The sequence below is a fragment of the Stenotrophomonas sp. 10L48 genome (assembly GCF_056395105.1).
Genome location: NZ_JBFTIX010000005.1, coordinates 52467 through 66317, shown reverse-complemented (window position 1 = coordinate 66317; position 13851 = coordinate 52467). Strand labels below are relative to the sequence as shown.

General features: G+C 65.5%; 13 protein-coding genes and 6 tRNA genes. 3 read left to right on the top strand and 16 right to left on the bottom strand.

The features are described from left to right. Positions 1 to 130: 130 nt before the first annotated feature. From clpX to AC1DCU_RS09520, 10 genes are all read right to left on the bottom strand, one after another. Positions 131 to 1420 (bottom strand): ATP-dependent Clp protease ATP-binding subunit ClpX, encoded by a 1290-nt coding sequence (gene clpX / locus AC1DCU_RS09565; protein ID WP_025878143.1) that lies wholly within the window; start codon positions 1418 to 1420, stop codon positions 131 to 133. 126 nt (positions 1421 to 1546) lie between these two features. Next, a complete protein-coding gene (gene clpP, locus AC1DCU_RS09560; RefSeq protein WP_025878142.1) occupies positions 1547 to 2173 on the bottom strand; it encodes an ATP-dependent Clp endopeptidase proteolytic subunit ClpP in 627 nt (208 codons plus the stop codon). A 76-nt stretch (positions 2174 to 2249) separates the two neighbouring features. Continuing rightward, complete coding sequence (tig, locus tag AC1DCU_RS09555) at positions 2250 to 3545, bottom strand: trigger factor (protein WP_025878140.1); 1296 nt, start codon at positions 3543 to 3545, stop codon at positions 2250 to 2252. A gap of 191 nt (positions 3546 to 3736) precedes the next feature. Continuing rightward, a tRNA-Leu gene (locus AC1DCU_RS09550) sits at positions 3737 to 3821 on the bottom strand. A gap of 123 nt (positions 3822 to 3944) precedes the next feature. Then, the gene (locus tag AC1DCU_RS09545) at positions 3945 to 4271 is read right to left on the bottom strand and encodes a hypothetical protein (RefSeq protein WP_442252188.1); all 327 of its coding nucleotides are present in this window, start codon (positions 4269 to 4271) and stop codon (positions 3945 to 3947) included. Positions 4272 to 4742: 471 nt separating this feature from the next. Next, a tRNA-Lys gene (locus tag AC1DCU_RS09540) sits at positions 4743 to 4818 on the bottom strand. Between the two features lie 151 nt (positions 4819 to 4969). After that, positions 4970 to 5045, bottom strand: a tRNA-Lys gene (locus AC1DCU_RS09535). 79 nt (positions 5046 to 5124) lie between these two features. Next, positions 5125 to 5201 (bottom strand) — tRNA-His (locus AC1DCU_RS09530). 173 nt (positions 5202 to 5374) lie between these two features. After that, positions 5375 to 5451 (bottom strand) — tRNA-Arg (locus AC1DCU_RS09525). Between the two features lie 39 nt (positions 5452 to 5490). Beyond that, positions 5491 to 5567, bottom strand: a tRNA-Pro gene (locus AC1DCU_RS09520). A gap of 181 nt (positions 5568 to 5748) precedes the next feature. On the opposite strand from AC1DCU_RS09520, the gene AC1DCU_RS09515 reads away from it, so the two are divergent. Beyond that, on the top strand, positions 5749 to 6507 hold the full coding sequence (locus AC1DCU_RS09515; protein ID WP_032977389.1) for a Bax inhibitor-1/YccA family protein: 759 nt from the start codon (positions 5749 to 5751) through the stop codon (positions 6505 to 6507). A 97-nt stretch (positions 6508 to 6604) separates the two neighbouring features. Beyond that, positions 6605 to 7237 carry a flavin reductase family protein gene (locus AC1DCU_RS09510; protein WP_442252190.1) on the top strand — a complete coding sequence of 211 codons (633 nt, stop codon included), beginning with the start codon at positions 6605 to 6607 and terminating at the stop codon, positions 7235 to 7237. 4 nt (positions 7238 to 7241) lie between these two features. Here the strand turns inward: AC1DCU_RS09510 and AC1DCU_RS09505 are convergent, their stop codons facing one another. The 6 genes from AC1DCU_RS09505 to grxC form a co-directional block, all read right to left on the bottom strand. Continuing rightward, positions 7242 to 8003: a sulfite exporter TauE/SafE family protein gene (locus tag AC1DCU_RS09505; RefSeq protein WP_442252191.1), complete on the bottom strand. Its 762-nt coding sequence runs from the start codon at positions 8001 to 8003 to the stop codon at positions 7242 to 7244. Between the two features lie 27 nt (positions 8004 to 8030). Then, on the bottom strand, positions 8031 to 8939 hold the full coding sequence (locus tag AC1DCU_RS09500; protein ID WP_442252192.1) for a LysR family transcriptional regulator: 909 nt from the start codon (positions 8937 to 8939) through the stop codon (positions 8031 to 8033). Between the two features lie 53 nt (positions 8940 to 8992). Further along, positions 8993 to 9736 carry a cysteine hydrolase family protein gene (locus tag AC1DCU_RS09495; protein ID WP_088101161.1) on the bottom strand — a complete coding sequence of 248 codons (744 nt, stop codon included), beginning with the start codon at positions 9734 to 9736 and terminating at the stop codon, positions 8993 to 8995. 219 nt (positions 9737 to 9955) lie between these two features. Continuing rightward, entirely contained in the window at positions 9956 to 10960 is a 1005-nt protein-coding gene (locus AC1DCU_RS09490; protein WP_025878127.1) for an isocitrate dehydrogenase, read from the bottom strand. A 358-nt stretch (positions 10961 to 11318) separates the two neighbouring features. After that, a complete protein-coding gene (locus AC1DCU_RS09485; protein ID WP_005408260.1) occupies positions 11319 to 11711 on the bottom strand; it encodes a carboxymuconolactone decarboxylase family protein in 393 nt (130 codons plus the stop codon). After that, positions 11708 to 11998, bottom strand: coding sequence for a glutaredoxin 3 (gene grxC / locus AC1DCU_RS09480; protein WP_025878124.1), 291 nt, complete (start codon positions 11996 to 11998; stop codon positions 11708 to 11710). Before grxC ends, AC1DCU_RS09485 begins: the two co-directional genes overlap by 4 nt. 146 nt (positions 11999 to 12144) lie before the next feature. On the opposite strand from grxC, the gene AC1DCU_RS09475 reads away from it, so the two are divergent. Next, on the top strand, positions 12145 to 13791 hold the full coding sequence (locus AC1DCU_RS09475; protein WP_478013611.1) for a M48 family metalloprotease: 1647 nt from the start codon (positions 12145 to 12147) through the stop codon (positions 13789 to 13791). The last annotated feature ends 60 nt before the right edge of the window (positions 13792 to 13851 follow it).

Below are 13851 nucleotides of genomic sequence, written 5' to 3'. Positions count from 1 at the left end.
GAAGGGGAAAACCGTCTCCGGGAGGGCATCTTCCGGAGACAAAAAAAGCCGATGGCCCCGTTATGGGGCCATCGGCTTTCAGATGCAAGACGTTCCGAGAAAATTCTTTCTATTCAACAAGTTGAAAGAATCATTCGGCGCCGGCGGCCTTCTGTTCAGGGACCGGCGGGGTCTGGTAGATCAGGTAGGGCTCGGACTTGTGCTCGATCACCGATTCATCCACGACAACCTTGCTGACGTTTTCCTGCGACGGCAGGTCGTACATGGTGTCCAGCAGGACCGATTCGACGATGGTGCGCAGGCCACGGGCACCGGTCTTGCGCTTGAGCGCCTTCTTGGCGATGGCCGACAAGGCGTCCGGACGGAACTCCAGCTCGACGTTCTCCATCTCGAACAGCTTCTTGAACTGCTTGGTGATGGCGTTCTTCGGCTCGGTCAGGATGCGGATCAGGGCCGGCTCGTCCAGCTCTTCCAGGGTCGCGACCACCGGCAGGCGGCCCACGAACTCGGGAATCAGGCCGAACTTGATCAGGTCTTCCGGCTCGACTTCAGCCAGCACCTTGCCCACTTCCTGCTTGCGCTCGCTGCTCTTCACCTTGGCGCCGAAACCAATGCCGCCGGCGTCGTTGGAGCGCTGCTGGATCACCTTGTCCAGGCCGGCAAACGCACCGCCGCAGATGAACAGGATGTTCTTGGTGTCCACCTGCAGGAATTCCTGCTGCGGATGCTTGCGCCCACCCTGCGGCGGAACGCTGGCCACGGTGCCTTCGATCAGCTTCAACAGGGCCTGCTGCACGCCTTCGCCGGACACATCGCGGGTGATCGACGGGTTCTCGCTCTTGCGCGAGATCTTGTCGATTTCATCGATGTAGACGATGCCCTGCTGTGCCTTCTCGACGTCGTAGTCGCACTTCTGCAGCAGCTTCTGGATGATGTTCTCCACGTCCTCGCCCACGTAACCGGCTTCGGTCAGCGTGGTGGCGTCGGCCATGGTGAACGGCACGTTGAGCAGGCGGGCCAGGGTCTCGGCCAGCAGGGTCTTGCCCGAACCGGTCGGACCGACCAGCAGGATGTTCGACTTCGCCAGCTCGACTTCGTCGTTCTTCTGGCGGCTCTCGATGCGCTTGTAGTGGTTGTACACGGCCACGGCCAGGGTCCGCTTGGCGCGGTTCTGTCCGATCACGTACTGGTCGAGCACCTCGAGGATCTCGCGCGGCTTGGGCAGCGAACTGCGCGCCGACTGCGCCTTTTCCTCAAGCTCCTCTCGGATGATGTCGTTGCACAGCTCCACGCACTCATCGCAGATGAACACGCTCGGACCGGCAATCAGCTTGCGCACTTCATGCTGGCTCTTGCCGCAGAAAGAGCAGTAGAGGATCTTGCCGGTGTCCGTGGAACGACCTTGGCGGTCTTCGCTCATGCTTCGCTTACCCAGTTACCCCACCCGCTGAACGGGGGTTCGATTCGAGAATAACACAGGGCCGGAGGGACATCAGTCCACCCGACCCTGCAGGAACGGGGCCTGCCATGGCCCCGTGAGTGCCGGTCAGCCGGCCTGGATCGACTCTTCCGGACGACGCTCCAGGACCTGGTCGACCAGGCCGTAGGCGACCGCATCGACCGCGCTCTTGAAGTTGTCGCGCTCGGTATCGCGCGCGATGGTCTCCAGCGACTGGCCGGTGTGCTTGGCCAGCACTTCGTTCAGGCGCGCACGCAGGGTCAGGATCTCGCGTGCGTGGATGTCGATGTCGGTGGCCTGGCCCTGGAAGCCACCCAGCGGCTGGTGGATCATCACCCGCGAGTTCGGCAGCGCATAGCGCTTGCCCGCCGCACCGGACGCCAGCAGCAGCGCGCCCATCGAGGCGGCCTGGCCAACGCAGATGGTGCTCACGTCCGGCTTGATGTACTGCATGGTGTCGTAGATCGCCATGCCGGCGGTGACCACGCCACCCGGCGAGTTGATGTAGATGCTGATGTCCTTTTCCGGGTTTTCCGCTTCCAGGAACAGCAGCTGCGCCACCACCACGTTGGCCATGTGATCGTCGATCGGGCCAACCAGGAAGATCAGGCGCTCCTTCAACAGGCGCGAATAGATGTCGTAGGCACGCTCGCCGCGGCTGGTCTGCTCGACCACCATGGGAACCATGTTCAGGGCTTTGGTTCGGTTGTCCATTTCGTGAGGTACCTATCTTGGGGGGAAACACCCCCGCGCCAGGGCTGGCGCGGGGTATCCGGCAATCCGCCAGGGATTACTGGCGGATCGCGTCCTGGAACGACAGCTTTTCTTCAGTGTGCTGGGCGCGCTCGGCGATCCAGTCGATCACCTGCTCTTCCATCACGCGGTTCTGCAGGCCAGACATCAGCTGGGGGTCGTTGCGGTACATCTCAATGACCTGTTCCGGCTCTTCGTAGGTCGAGGCGATCAGACGCATCGTTTCATTCAGACGCTTCGGCTCCAGGCGCAGGTCGTTGCTGCGGGCCACTTCGCCGACCACCAGGCCGACCAGCACGCGCTTGGCAGCAGCGTCCTTGAAGCCTTCGTGGGCGTCGGCCGGGATCTCGCCCGGGTTGCGGCCACTGCGGCGGATCTGCTCGACCTGCTGGGCCAGCATGGCACGGGCTTCGTTCTCGACCAGGCGCGGCGGCATTTCCACCGACGAATAGGCGGCGATCAGCTGCTCACCGACTTCACGACGCAGGCGGTTCATCAGTGCGCCCTTCAGCTCACGCTCGAGGTTGGCGCGGATGTCGCTGCGGAACTGCTCGACGTCGCCACCCTTGACGCCGAAGCTCTTGATGAAGGCTTCATCGACGGCCGGCACGACCGGCTCGGACACGTCGCTGACCTTCACGGTGACCTGCACGGTCTTGCCCGCCAGCGCCGGCACGCGCCAGTCAGCCGGGAACTCGACGTCCAGGGTCTTCTCTTCGTCCTTGGCCATGCCGACCAGGCCCTGCTCGATGGTCTCGAACATCATGCCCTGGCCGAGCACGATGCTGCCCTTCTCGGTGCCTTCGGCCGGCAGGCGCTCGTCACCGGCCTGCGACCAGGTTTCCAGTGCGACCAGGTCGCCGTCCTGCGCGGCACGGGTGACCGGCGACCAGCTGCGACGCTGCGTCTGCAGGTTCTCGATCATCTGGTCGATGTCGGCATCGGTGATTTCGGCGGTGTGGCGCACCACGGTCAGCTTGCTGACGTCGATGTCACCGAAGTCCGGCACCACTTCGACGGTGGCCACGAAGGAGAACTCACCCTCGTCACCCTTGTCGATGCGCGGGCTGCCGACGATGCGCAGGTCGTGCTCACGCACGGCGGCGTCGAAGGTTTCGCGCAGAAGGCCGTCCAGCGCCTCGCCACGGACCTGCGCGCCGAAGCGCTGCTCGATCACCTTGGCCGGCACTTTGCCCGGACGGAAACCCTTGATGCGGGTGGTGCGGGCGATTTCGCCCAAGCGGCCGTTGATGTGGCTCTGCAGACGGTCTTCCGGCAGCGAGAAGCTCAGGCGGCGTTCCAGGTTGCCGATGGTTTCGATCGAAGCTTGCATGTTGACTCCTGCCACCGGTGGCGCCCTGGCCCCCGGCTCGATGATGGATGAAACGGTTGTAAGGACGCGACGTCGATGACGCGCCTGCTTGCCGCAGCCCTTTAGTTTCGCCCAATTCGGGCGGCGCCGCCAGCACGGCCGGGCGCAGGGGTTGACGCGGAATGCCCGACTGGGCGGGGGACGGGCCGGCCTGGTGCGAAAGGGGGGACTCGAACCCCCACGCCTTGCGGCACTGGAACCTAAATCCAGGGCGTCTACCAATTCCGCCACTTTCGCGTGGCCGGCTCAGGTGTTCATTGTTGCAGGCGAGGGCGAAAAGCGGAAGGCTTCCACAAAACTGAACAGGGAAATTGCCCTTTGGAGCCGGCCTGGGCGCATCCCGCCCCAGGCCGATCCGGGTCAGCGGGCGGCCGGCGCGGGCTCGGTTGTTTCGCCCGCAGGGACGCCGGCCGCATCGTCACTGGGCGTTTCCAGCGTGGCGCCATCGGCGGAGCGCGTCATTTCAACCGCGCCAGCAGGCAGCGCCTCCCCTGTCGCCCCGGTCGACTGCGCGGCGTCGCGCCCCTCCACCGACTGTGCAGCGACGTGGTCGACATCCGCAGATCGCTCCACCGTCCGCGCGTAGTCCGGCGCAGCGGCGGTGGCCGCCTCGTCCGCCCTGCAGCCCGACAGGGCGACAACCACCACGGCGGCCAGCATCACGCCCGCGCTCTTGTTGAACGTCATCGAAGCACTCCTCATGCATGCGCCTTCGGCGCGGAACGCCTATTGGGAGCGATGCCGGCAGCAACCGGTGAGAAGCAGCTCACAGCATTGAACATGCTGATGACGCATGGGACGCTGATTTCAGCCACGCTTCAGTAGATCCACGCCATGCGTGGATGAACCCCTCAATGCCTGCGATATCCACCCATGACGGGGATCTGCCGACGCTGCCGCAGGAAAGAAAAAAGCCACTTGGCGGACCAAGTGGCTTTCGTCTGGTGGGCTGTCAAGGATTCGAACCTTGGGGACGCGGCTGCGCATTCGCGCTGCCGCCCCACGCGCTGCTGCGCACCGCGCGGGCCCCTCTCACCAACACCCACATCCCCCCGGCTTCGCCGCGCCCCCTTGACTCAAGGGGGCTATCCTCCAGCCGGCTCCACGCCAGCGGAGACTAAAGAAAAAAGCCACTTGGCGGACCAAGTGGCTTTCGTCTGGTGGGCTGTCAAGGATTCGAACCTTGGACCTATTGATTAAGAGTCAACTGCTCTACCAACTGAGCTAACAGCCCGAAATCGGGGGGCGAATTATGACCCGATCCGCGAGGGCGTTGCAAGCACTTTCTTCAACGTCGTTGAAACAAGCACTGCAACCAGCGATCCATCGCGAAGGGTTACATCTTGAAGAAAAAAGCCACCGGGCGGACCCGATGGCTTCTGTCTTGGTGGGCTGTCAAGGATTCGAACCTTGGACCTATTGATTAAGAGTCAACTGCTCTACCAACTGAGCTAACAGCCCTTGAAACTCAGGCGCACATTATAGCCGGCGACCTGTTTATTGCAATACCGTTTCGGCGATGCCGATGCGGTTGAATCAGTGGGGTGGCTGAGGGGATTCGAACCCCCGACCACCGGAATCACAATCCGGTACTCTAACCAACTGAGCTACAGCCACCACTGAAACTTTCGCTTCACCGCCAATGCTGCCGACGCTGACGCTTGATACGTTGCCCGAGGACTGTCACCGAAGTTCAGGTCCGCCGAAGCGAGTCCGACATTCTGGTGGAGTCTGCATGCTTTTGCAAGCACTTCTTCACATCCGCCAGCTACGTTCCGGTGTCGCGCCAATGGCGCGCCCGACAGGAATCGAACCTGTAACCGCCGGCTTAGAAGGCCGGTGCTCTATCCAGTTGAGCTACGGGCGCCCGAACCGGAACGGCGTCCAATCCGACGTGACGTGGGATTGGTCGGGGTAGAGGGATTCGAACCCCCGACATCCTGCTCCCAAAGCAGGCGCGCTACCAGACTGCGCTATACCCCGGTGTTGCAATCCCCTCGGGCATGGACCCGGGGAGCTGGCCATTGTGGCCAAGCGCCCTGCGAACTGTCAACGCGCAATCCCAGCCCTGCCCCGCCATGACCACGGCTTGCGCAGTCATCGGCTATGCTCGCAGCCAGCGGCCGGATGGCCCAATCGCCCCCTTTTCGCACGGAGACCTCGCATGCGCAGCGGCAACCCGGCTCTTTCCGAGTCGACCTTCCTCGATCTGGCCAGTGGCTCGGTGGTGACCAGCCCCGACCAGACCATGACCCTCAATGGCACCGTCAACAAGACCGGCTTCCTGCTGCTGCTGACCGTGCTGACCGCGGCCTTCGCCTGGAACCAGACCGTGGACGACTACGGCCAGGTGATGGCCGGCGCCAAGCTGTACGCCATGGGCGGGGCGATCGGTGGCCTGGTGTTGGCCCTGATCACCGTGTTCAAGAAGGAATGGTCACCGGTCACCGCACCGCTCTACGCGCTGGTGGAAGGCCTGTTCCTGGGTGCCATCTCGGCCGTGTTCAACATGAAGTTCCCGGGCATCGTGTTCCAGGCCGTGCTGCTGACCTTCGGCACCCTGTTCGCACTGCTGTTCGCCTACCGTAGCGGCCTGATCAAGGCCACCGAGAACTTCAAGCTCGGCGTGGTGGCTGCCACCGGCGGCATCGCCCTGCTGTACCTGGCCTCGTTCGTGCTGGGCTTCTTCAACATCAACGTGCCGGTGATCCATGACGCCAGCTGGCTGGGCATCGCCTTCAGCCTGTTCGTGGTGGTCGTGGCCGCGCTGAACCTGGTGCTGGATTTCGACTTCATCGAAACCGGCGTGGCCCAGCGCGCGCCGAAGTACATGGAATGGTATGGCGCATTCGGCCTGATGGTGACCCTGGTCTGGCTGTATGTGGAGTTCCTGCGCCTGCTGTCGAAGATCCAGCAGCGCTGATCCAGTCCATGCCGTAAACGACAAGGCCGCGGTCCGTCGGGATCGCGGCCTTTTTTTGTAGCGTCGAGCACGCTCGACTCCCGCGGAAACACGCCCCATGGCAGACACCCTCCCTCGCCGCTTCCACAGCTATCGCCCGGCCGATGGCCATCGCCTGCCACATGATCCGTTCAACGCCATCATCGGCCCGCGTCCCATCGGCTGGATCTCCAGTCGTGATGCCGACAGCAATGTGAACCTGGCGCCCTACAGCTTCTTCAACGCGTTCAACTACACGCCGCCGATCATTGGTTTCAGCAGCCAGGGCCGCAAGGACTCGCTGCGCAACATCGAAGCCACCGGCGAGTTCGTCTGGAACCTCGCCACATTCGATCTGGCCCAGGCAATGAACGAAAGCTGCCGCGCAGTCGCGCCCGACGTGGACGAGTTCGTATTGGCCGGGCTGACGGCACTGGCCTCGGAGTTGGTTGCACCGCCGCGCGTTGCGCAGAGCCCAGTGAGCATGGAGTGCCGCTGCACGCAGATCGTGCGTCTGCGTGATGCGGCCGGCAATGACACCAATGGCTGGCTGGTACTGGGAGAAGTGGTCGCCGTGCATATCGATACGCGGTTGCTCGTCGACGGCATCTACGACACCGCAGCGAGCGACACCATCCTGCGCGGTGGCGGACCGGCCGACTACTTCCGGATCACCGCCGATCAACGCTTCCGCATGCTGCGGCCCGCCTGAGCCCTCATCCCGCCACCCCACGGGACAGCAGCAACGGCAGCGACGAGGCCAGCATGGCCACACCGGAAGCGGTCAGCAGGCCGAGGACGATCTGCCGGAAACGCGCCTCACTGATACCGATATACAGCTTCGCCCCCAGCAGCGTGGGTACCAGCATCGCCGGCGCGACAATGGCGAAGTACGGCAGCATCTGCCGGGTGACCATGCCGGTACCGACATAGGTGGCCATGGTCACCGCCAGCATCGCCAGGTTGAAGCTCTGGATGACCGCGCGCTGCTCGTCCTTGCCGAAGCCCCGCAGCGTGCTCCACAGGGTCGGTATCGGCCCGGCGAAGCCACCGATGCCACTGAGCACACCACCGGCCATGCCGGCCAGCGCGTCGCCGAACCGGCCGCCAACGGTGACCGGTGGCAACGAACGCGCCATCAGCATCACCGGGCACCACAGCGCCAGGAAACCTCCCAGCAGCGCCTTGAACCAGGCCATGTCCAGCTGCGGCAGCACCAGCACGCCAAGCGGAATGCCCGCCAACCCACCGAGCACGAACGGCAGCAGCAGGCGCAGGTTGAAGCCACGGCGCACGGTGAATACCGCCAGCAACTGGCCGACCAGCGCGCCGAACACCGACAGCGTCGCCGCAAGCCGGGGATCCAGCCCCCACGCCCAGAACGACATCGCGACCATGCCGAACGCGAATCCCGACAGGCCCTGCACGAACCCCGCGACGATCGCGCCCAGCGCGACCAGCAGATACACCGGCTCCATCCCCACTCCTCACCACTGCCGTGCGACTTACCCTGCCGCACCCGACGCTGCAGCGTAATGCGTGGCGAGATGATCGACCAGCGCGCGCACCTTCGGCGCCAGCGCACGCGCATGGGGATACAGCGCGAAATAGCAGCGCGTGCCACCGTGCCAGCTGGGAAGCACGCGGATCAAGCGGCCGGCGCGAAGATCTTCCTGCACCGTAAGCGCGGTGAACAGACTGATGCCCATGCCGGCCAGCACGGCCGCATACAGTGCCGGCGTGGCGTCCACGCGCAGTCGCTGGCCTGCTTCCACGCTGGCGATGACACCGCGCGGTCCGTGCAGCTGCCACGGCGTCATCGCCGCAACAGGGTTGAACCCCAACAAGGTGTGGTTCTGCAGGTCGGCCACCTGCCGAGGCAGTCCCTGCCGGGCGAGGTACGCCGGTGCCGCAACCAGGATGCGCGGGCATCGCGCCAGTTCACGGGCGACCAGTTGGCTGTCAGGCAAGGACGGCGCGATGCGCAGGGCGAGGTCGAAGCCCCCGCCGACCACATCGACCAGCTGATCGTCGGCCGACAGTTCCAGCGCAACCTGGCGATAGCGCGCCAGGAAGCCAGGCAGCCAATGCGGCAGCTCCTGGCTGGCGACCACCTGCGGCACGCTGACCCGCACGCGCCCGCTGGGCTGGGCCTGGCCGGCCCGCGCACGGTCATCGGCGGCCTCCAGCCGGTCAAGCAGCGCAACCGCCTCGCTGTAGTAGTCGCGCCCGGCCTCGGTCAACGACAGCCGCCGGCTGTTGCGATCCAGCAGCCGCACCTGCAGGTGCTCTTCAAGTTGACGCAACTGCCGCGACATCGCCGAATGGGTGGTACCCAGCCGCTCGGCGGCGGCAGTGAAACTGCCGGCGTCGACGATCGCGCGCAGGGCTCGCAGGGCGGCGAAATGGTCCATCGGCAGCGCGCTCCAGTCGGCGGGGCCCGCAGGCTGCGGACCCCGCCAGCTTATCAAGTGCCGTTGCCTGCCTTGCGCACCGGCAGGGCCAGAATCGCCGAGGTGGTCATCACATCGCCAAAGGCATCCTCGATCTGCGCCAGCGACGCCTCATGCAATGCGCGATGGCCGATGGTCCCGCCATTGGCCAGATCCAGATCACGGCTGGCAGAGGCATCGGAAGCCACGATCACCCGGTAGCCGCGCGGCGCCGCCGCAGCATCGCGTGCAGCACCGGCAACGCAGGCATGGGTCTGCAGCCCGGTGACGATGAGGGTGTCGATACCGGCATCCTTCAGCACCTTGTCCAGTGCCGCTGCCGAGGCACCGGCGAACACGCTGACGTTGTCCTTCTGCACCACCGTCTCGCCCTTGCGCGGTTGCATGTCACGGTGGAATGCCGCGTTGACACTGCCTTCTGCAAACAGCGGCGCGCCTGCCGGCAATACGTGCTGCACATGGATCACGCGGATGCCGTTGGCATCAGCGAAGTCGACCACGCGACGCGTCTGCCGCAGGGCCGCCACGCCATCGGGAATGACCATGCGGCCACCGGCGAAACCGGGCGCGGCGCTGGCGTCGAAGTACTCGTTCTGGAAGTCGATCACCAGCACGGCCGTCTTCGCTGCGTCGAGCGAGGTGGCAGCCGCAGCGCCAGCCATATGGCGGATGGTGGGGTGGACCGGCTCGGCGGCGACAACCGGGGCGGTGGCAGCCATGCCGATCAGGCCGGCCAGGCCGAAAGCAGTGAGGTTCATGGTCAAGCTCCTGTGCGGTGGAAAGTGGGCACAGGATGAGGAGCATTGAATGCACGAACCAGCCGCCGTTGAGCACACAATCTGTGCGGTTTTCGCACAGATCATTTTCCTTGCAGATGATGCCGCCATCCACGCATGGCGTGGATCTACTGGCCGGTGAAACGCAGCGGGGCGCCCGAAGGCGCCCCGCTGTGGATCCAATCGGAGTCGAGCCGCCGCTTACAGGCGGCTGGCGATCGCCTTGGCGAAGCCCATCGTGTTGCCGGTGCCGCCGAGGTCGCCGGTCAGCGAATCCTTGGCTTCCATCGTGGCGACGATGGCCTTGCGCAGGCGCTCGGCGTTTTCCGGCTGGCCGACGTGGTCGAGCATCTGTGCCGCCGCCAGCAGCAGGGCGCACGGATTGGCCTTGCCCTGGCCGGCGATGTCCGGCGCGGTGCCGTGCACGGCTTCGAAGATCGCCGCGTCCTTGCCGATGTTGGCGCCCGGGGCCAGGCCCAGGCCACCGACCAGACCGGCGCACAGGTCGGAAATGATGTCACCGAACAGGTTGGTGGTGACGATCACATCGAACTGTTCCGGACGCATCACCAGCTGCATGCAGCAGTTGTCGACGATCATTTCCTGGAACTCGATGTCCGGGTACTGCGCGGCGACTTCGCGCGCCACGGCCAGGAACAGGCCCGAGGTCGACTTGATGATGTTGGCCTTGTGCACGGCGGTGACCTTCTTGCGGCCGGTGCTCTTGGCCAGCTCGAAGGCGTAACGCACGATGCGCTCGGAGCCCTTGCGGGTGATGCGGGTGCCGGAGAAAGCGGTCTCGCCGTCGGCCGACACTTCCTGGCCTTCGGCCAGGTACGCACCTTCGGTGTTCTCACGAACGGTGATCAGGTCGACGTTGTCGAAACGCGACTTGGTGTTCGGGAAGGTGTGGGCCGGACGCACGTTGGCGTACAGGTCGAAGTGGCGGCGCAGGCTGACGTTGATCGAGGTGAAGCCGCCACCAACCGGGGTGGTCAGCGGGCTCTTCAGCGCGACCTTGTTGCGCGCGATCGATTCCAGGGTCACCGCCGGCATCAGATCGCCGTGCTTCTCCAGGGCCACCAGGCCGGCGTCGGCGTCTTCGTACTCCAGGCCAGTGTTGAGCTGGTCGAGCACGAACAGGGTGGCGTCCATGATTTCCGGGCCAATGCCGTCGCCGCGGATGACCGTAATTTTCTGCGTCATTGATCGATGTTCCGAACAGGGGGAAAAACGCCGTCCGGACGTGCCCGGAAACGCCGGCGCAAAGGAAGTTTCACCCGCAATTATGCCTGAGCCGGGGCCGAGGTCCCAAATAGACCATGGTCCCAGTCCCCGGCTCAGGCAGAATTGCCCGCGCATTCCTCCTTATCCCCGCGCCTTCGGCGCGCCCCCTTTAACAACAAGGGGGCTCCTGGGCTGCGGGATCGAGGGGAAGGCCCCGGTGCAGGCATTTACCGGGTAGTGCCGGCCGCTGGCCGGCAACCTCTGCCGATTTGGGTCCACCAGATGCCGGCCAGCGGCCGGCACTACCAGAGGGCCCGGTTCGCGGTAGCGGCCAGGCTCAGTGCTCGTGCGCTGCCGGGGCGGCGGCGCCACCTTCCAGCTGGTCGAGGAAGTCCACCGCGCGGCGCAGGTGCGGGATCACGATCGAGCCGCCGACCACCAGGCCTACCGAGAAGGTCTCGAAGAACTCCTCACGGGTGACGCCGGCGTCCTTGCACTGGGCCACGTGGTAGCTGATGCAGTCGTCGCAGCGCAGCACCATCGAGGCCACCAGGCCCAGCAACTCCTTGGTCTTCACGTCCAGCGCGCCGGCCTGGTAGGTCTGCGTATCCAGGGCGAAGAAGCGGCGCACCACCTGGTTCGGCTCGCCCAGGATGCGTTCATTCATGCGCTTGCGGAAGTCGGTGAACTCGGCGATCCGGTCCTTGCTGCCGTCGTCGGCCGCGCTCATGCCTGGCCCTGCCCGGCCAGCAGCGGCTCGAGCTTGCCTTCACGATGCAGGGCCATCATGTCGTCGTAGCCGCCCACGTGGACGTCGCCCACGAAGATCTGCGGGACGCTGGTGCGGCGGGTCTTGGCCATCATCTTCTCGCGCTCGACCGGGTCCAGGTCGATGCGGACCTCGGTCCATTGCTGGCCCTTGCTCTTGAGGAAGTTCTTGGCGGCCACGCAGTACGGGCAGACGGCGGTGGAATAGATGGTGATGGCGGGGGTAGCGCCGGCGGACTGGGCTGTCACGGGAAACTCCACGATGGATCGACGGTCCATATATGGTACCGGTGCGCTGGAATTTCCACGCCACGCCCGCAACACTGTGGATTGATTAACGAATGGTTGCCCCCTGCCCTGCCACGCTGGGCCGACCCTGCCCGAGGACCGACCGCTTGCGACCCCTGCTGCTCACCGCTGCCCTGACCCTGGCCCTGGCCGCCCCGCTGGCGCAGGCCCAGGAGAAGCTGCCGGACATCGGCTCCTCGGCGGGCGAACTGCTGACCCCGGCCCGGCAGGCCGAGTACGGCGCGATGATGCTGCGCGAACTGCGCAACTATGGCTACCTACTGGACGATCCCCTGGTCAACGACTGGCTGCAGACCATGGGCACCCGCCTCGGATCCAACAGTGACCAGCCACGCCAGCCCTACACGTTCTTCGTGATGAAGGACCGCCAGATCAATGCCTTCGCCACCCTCGGCGGCTATATCGGCGTCAATGCCGGCCTGGTGCTGACGGCCGAGCGCGAGGACGAGGTGGCGGCGGTGCTGTCGCACGAAATCGCCCACGTCACCCAGCAGCACGTGCTGCGCGGGGTCGAGCGCGCCCAGCGCGACCAGATCCCGATCCTGCTGGGGATGCTGGCGGCGGTGGTTGCCGCCCAGGCCAGCAACAGTTCGTCCTCGGGCAACGCGACCATGGCCGCGATCAGCTCGGGCATGGGCCTGATGCAGCAACGGCAGATCGACTACACCCGCTCCAACGAATCGGAGGCCGACCGGCTGGGCATCCGCACGCTGTCGCGCAGCGGCTACGACGTGGATGCGATGGCCGGCTTCTTCGAACGCATGTCCTCGGCGATGCGCGGCAACGATGGCGGCTACAGCGTTCCCGACTTCCTGCGCACCCACCCGGTCAACACCACCCGCATCAGCGAGGCCAAGGCCCGCGCCGAACAGATGAAGAAGGACACGGTGCTGCTGACCACGCGCACGCCCAGCGGCGAGCGAAAGGAGCGAGTGGATCCCGCCGACCCGACCCTGGGCGATCCGCTGCTGCGCGGCATCAACCCGCTGCTGCCCGGCAGCGTGCTGCGGGTTCCGATCGGCCAGCTCAGCCGCGGCGCCAGTGGCGATTTCAACTGGGCCCGTGAGCGCCTGCGCGTGCTCAGCGCCGACAGCCCGGCCGACCTGCAACGCGAGTACACCGATCTTGCGCGCAGGCAGAAGGACGGCCTGGATGACGCCCAGCGCTATGGCCAGGCGCTGGCCACGATGCGCGGTGGCCGCAGCGGTGCCAACCAGGCCCGGCAGACCCTCACCGACCTGCTGAAGACCCACCCGGACAGCCTGTGGGTCGCCCTGGCCCTGGCCGAAGCGGAGTCGCGCACCGGCCAATCCACCCAGGCCAATGCGCGCTTCGAGCAGCTGCTGCACGAACACCCCAACAGCCGGCCGGTGGCCCTGACCTACGCCGAGATCCTGAACGAGCAGGGAGGCCAGGCCGCGGGCCAGCGCGCGCAGGCGATGCTGCGCCCCCTGCTGTCGCAAAGCGGTAACGATCCGGTCTTCCAGCAGCGCTACGCCCGCGCCAGTGAACTGGCCGGCGACAGCGTCCGCGCCAGCGAGGCCTATGCCGAGGCGGCGTTCCTGGGCGGGCGCCCGGAACAGGCCCTGATGCAGCTGCAGGCACTCAAGCGTAACCCCGCGCTGGACTATGTCGGTCGGGCCCGGGTGGATGCGCGGATCGAGTCGATCACGCCCACCGTGCTCGAGCTGCGCCGGCAGGGCGTGCAGGACCCGGATCTGGACCGCCGCTGAGTGCGGCATGACCGGCAGATGGCAGCAAAGCCAGATGCCGGCCAGGCAGTCACAAACATG

Bases quoted from the DNA above. Each gene is read 5' to 3' on its own strand.
- AC1DCU_RS09490 (WP_025878127.1), bottom strand. From the start codon at position 10,960: ATGACGCAGAAAATTACGGTCATCCGCGGCGACGGCATTGGCCCGGAA.
- AC1DCU_RS09545 (WP_442252188.1), bottom strand. From the start codon at position 4,271: ATGACGTTCAACAAGAGCGCGGGCGTGATGCTGGCCGCCGTGGTGGTT.
- clpP (WP_025878142.1), bottom strand. From the start codon at position 2,173: ATGGACAACCGAACCAAAGCCCTGAACATGGTTCCCATGGTGGTCGAG.
- AC1DCU_RS09515 (WP_032977389.1), top strand. From the start codon at position 5,749: ATGCGCAGCGGCAACCCGGCTCTTTCCGAGTCGACCTTCCTCGATCTG.
- clpX (WP_025878143.1), bottom strand. From the start codon at position 1,420: ATGAGCGAAGACCGCCAAGGTCGTTCCACGGACACCGGCAAGATCCTC.
- AC1DCU_RS09495 (WP_088101161.1), bottom strand. From the start codon at position 9,736: ATGAACCTCACTGCTTTCGGCCTGGCCGGCCTGATCGGCATGGCTGCC.
- AC1DCU_RS09510 (WP_442252190.1), top strand. From the start codon at position 6,605: ATGGCAGACACCCTCCCTCGCCGCTTCCACAGCTATCGCCCGGCCGAT.
- AC1DCU_RS09500 (WP_442252192.1), bottom strand. From the start codon at position 8,939: ATGGACCATTTCGCCGCCCTGCGAGCCCTGCGCGCGATCGTCGACGCC.
- AC1DCU_RS09485 (WP_005408260.1), bottom strand. From the start codon at position 11,711: ATGAGCGCGGCCGACGACGGCAGCAAGGACCGGATCGCCGAGTTCACC.
- AC1DCU_RS09505 (WP_442252191.1), bottom strand. From the start codon at position 8,003: ATGGAGCCGGTGTATCTGCTGGTCGCGCTGGGCGCGATCGTCGCGGGG.
- tig (WP_025878140.1), bottom strand. From the start codon at position 3,545: ATGCAAGCTTCGATCGAAACCATCGGCAACCTGGAACGCCGCCTGAGC.